Origin of the sequence: Actinoplanes sp. NPDC051633 (assembly GCF_040681735.1) — a bacterium.
Taxonomy (GTDB): Bacteria; Actinomycetota; Actinomycetes; order Mycobacteriales; family Micromonosporaceae; genus Actinoplanes.
In genome coordinates this window covers 1-2,956 of sequence record NZ_JBFAZH010000981.1, presented here as the reverse complement: position 1 = coordinate 2,956, position 2,956 = coordinate 1, and the positions used below count along the sequence as shown (strand labels likewise).

General features: G+C 68.7%; 3 protein-coding genes and 1 pseudogene. 3 read left to right on the top strand and 1 reads right to left on the bottom strand.

The genetic code is table 11. The annotated features are described in order from the left end of the window. A pseudogene (locus AB0M20_RS35540) lies at positions 1–505 on the top strand (hypothetical protein); the annotation flags it as partial. Positions 506–518: 13 nt separating this feature from the next. Here AB0M20_RS35540 and AB0M20_RS35535 read toward each other — a convergent pair. Next, on the bottom strand, positions 519–1,157 hold the full coding sequence (locus AB0M20_RS35535; RefSeq protein ID WP_364304917.1) for a class I SAM-dependent methyltransferase: 639 nt from the start codon (positions 1,155–1,157) through the stop codon (positions 519–521). A gap of 17 nt (positions 1,158–1,174) precedes the next feature. On the opposite strand from AB0M20_RS35535, the gene AB0M20_RS35530 reads away from it, so the two are divergent. Both AB0M20_RS35530 and AB0M20_RS35525 read left to right on the top strand, forming a co-directional pair. Next, positions 1,175–2,182, top strand: coding sequence for a serine hydrolase domain-containing protein (locus AB0M20_RS35530; protein WP_364304915.1), 1,008 nt, complete (start codon positions 1,175–1,177; stop codon positions 2,180–2,182). Positions 2,183–2,271: 89 nt separating this feature from the next. Continuing rightward, positions 2,272–2,955: a flavodoxin gene (locus AB0M20_RS35525; RefSeq protein ID WP_364304913.1), complete on the top strand. Its 684-nt coding sequence runs from the start codon at positions 2,272–2,274 to the stop codon at positions 2,953–2,955. Position 2,956: the final 1 nt, after the last annotated feature.

Genomic DNA, 2,956 nt, shown 5'->3' with positions numbered 1-2,956 from the left:
GTTCGGCACGGCCGCGTTCGCGCTCACCACCGACACCATCTGGCAGATGGGCGATGCACTCGGCGGACTCCGCCTCACGGTCATCATGCTGCTCGGACTGATCGCGCTGGTGGCCTGGCTGATCATCGCGCACGACCTGTGGGAGAAACCGGACCGGGAAACACCGGCCGAGCTGGCCCGGATGTTCAATCTGGGCACCATCCTCACCCTGAGCCTGGCCACGGCGGTGTCCTACGTCGTGCTGTTCATCGGAACGCTGCTCGCCGCGGTGCTGCTGATCGACACATCCGTGCTGGAACAGACCCTGCAACGGCCGCCCCATGCCACCGACTACCTGACCCTCGCCTGGATCATCAGCTCCCTGGCCACCGTCGGCGGAGCAATCGGCTCCGGGCTCGAGGACGAGGAGACGGTCCGGGCCGCCGCCTACGGACACCACCCGGAACCCGACGGCTGGCAGGACGAGAAAGGCGGACGACCCGGCGACGGCGAACCTGGGAGGTGAGCACCTGGCGACGTCATGCGCGGGCCAGCACGCTCACGCGACCGGGCTCGCCGTTGCACTCGACGACGGTCAGGCCCTGGTCCTCGACGAGACGAGACAGGGAGTTCGGGTCGTAGAAGCGGACGATGCCGGGCACGAGGTGGTAGCACGCTGCGCGTAGCCGCCAGTACAGGTTCTGGGATGTGATCGACGGGCTGTCGCGGGCGGGCGCGGTGATCATCAGGTGCCCGCCCGGCCGGAGGCAGCGCCGGATCTCGGCGATGAAGGCCGCGGGACGCGGGAGGTGCTGCACGACGAGGATGGCGAGAACACCTGCGAGCGAGGCGTCCGGGAAGCGAAGCGGCGCACGTACGTCGAGCACGTCGAACGTCGCGTCGACCTGATCGCGCGCGGCTCGTGTCCGGGCGAGCTCGACCATGCGGGGTGACCCGTCGACACCGACGACCTCGTAACCGCGCCGGGCGAGTGCGAGCGCGTGCGCGCCGGGTCCGCAGCCGAGGTCGGCGACCGGTCCGGGCGGTGCGACCACGTTCGCGAGCTGATCGGCGGTCCGCTCGACCAGCTCGCGATGCTCCGGCTCATCGCGTCGCCGTTCCCAGGCCGCGCTCTCGCGGTCGTACATGAAGCGGAAGAACCAGTGCGGGCCGGGCATGGTTGTAATCTTCCTCGATGCCGACGTTGCCTGATGCCATGGACGCGATCGCCGAGCAGCATGGGTTCGCCGGCGTCGTGTCGGTGGACCGCGATGGTCAGATCGAGTTCGTGAAGGCGTACGGATTCGCCCATCGCGGATACCGGATCCCGAACACTGTCGACACCCGGTTCGGGATCGCCAGCGGCACCAAAGGAATGACCGCCCTCACGGTGGTCAGCCTGATCGAGCAGGATGCGCTCGGGTTGTCCACGACAGCGCGATCGGTGCTCGGCGAGGATCTCCCGCTCATCGGCGACGACGTCACGATCGAACATCTGCTGGCCCATCGATCGGGGATCGGTGACTACGTCGATGAGGAGGCCGGCTACGAGGTCACCGATTATGTGATGTCGGTGCCGGTGCACGAGCTGGCGACCACGGAGCAGTACTTGGCAGTGCTCGACGGGCATCCCGCGAAGTTTCCGGCCGGCGAGCGGTTCTGCTACTGCAACAGCGGATACGTCGTCCTGGCGTTGATCGCCGAGCGGGTGAGTGGTGTGCCCTTCCCCGATCTCGTACGGCAACGCGTGTGCGCGCCGGCCGGGATGCGCGACACCGAGTTCCTCCGGTCCGACGAACTGCCGGGACGTACCGCGGTCGGCTATCTCCCCATCGAGGGCGTATCGAGAACCAACGTGTTGCATCTGCCGGTGCGGGGCAGCGGCGACGGCGGGATCTACTCCACCGCGGCTGACATCAGTTCGTTCTGGCGGGCGGTGTTCGCCGGCGCGATCGTGTCCGGCGAATGGGTGGCCGACATGACGCGGCCCCGTAGCGACGTACCCCAGCAGTCCAGGCGCTACGGTCTGGGCTTCTGGCTCCACGGGTCACGCGACGCGGTGTCGCTGGTGGGATCCGACGCCGGTGTCTCGTTCCGCACCGTGCACGACCCGAGTTCGAACCTCACGCACACCGTCATCTCGAACACTTCCGATGGCGCGTGGCCGATGACACAAGGTCTCGACGAGCTGCTCGGCATCTGAGCCCAGCGCCGGGCAGTCAGGGAGTCCCCGCGCAAAGGTGTCATGACAGGGACCCCCTCCCGCCGCCGCGGCTTCCTAGCGTGGGCAGCATGGACAACCGCACCCGCCGCGCGGTCCTGCGCGGCGTCCTGGCCGGCTCGGCCGGCGTGGCTGCCGGTGCGGTGCTCAGCGCCTGCACCGATTCCCCGGCGGCCGGCCCTGCCTCGGCCACCACTCCGGCCGGCGGCGTGCCCGCTTCGTCGTCCGGCAGCGCGGTGCTGCTGGCCTACTTCTCTCGCGCCGGGGAGAACTGGTTCAATGGCGGCCGCCGGCGTCTCACCGTGGGAAACACCGAGGTCGTGGCGGGCATGATCGGCAGGCTCATCGGGTGCGACGTACACCGCATCGAGGCCGCCGACCCTTATCCCGACGACTACGATCCGACAGTCGCGCGCAACGTGCGGGAGCAGAACGAGGACGCCCGGCCGGCGATCGCGAATCCGCTGACCTCGATCGAACGCTACGACACGATCCTGCTCGGAAGCCCCATCTGGAACGTCCGGGCACCGATGATCATGACGACGCTGGTCGAGGGCTTCGACTTCGCGGGTAAGACGATCCATCCGCTCACCACGTACGCGATGAGCGGCCTCGGCACCACCGAGCGCGACTACGCAGCTTCGTGCCCCGGCGCGAACCTCGGGGAGGGCCTGGCCGTGCCCGGCGACGAAGTCGCCGACGCCGAGCCCGCCGTCGAAGCCTGGCTACGCCGAATCGGCCTGCTCACCCGCTGAC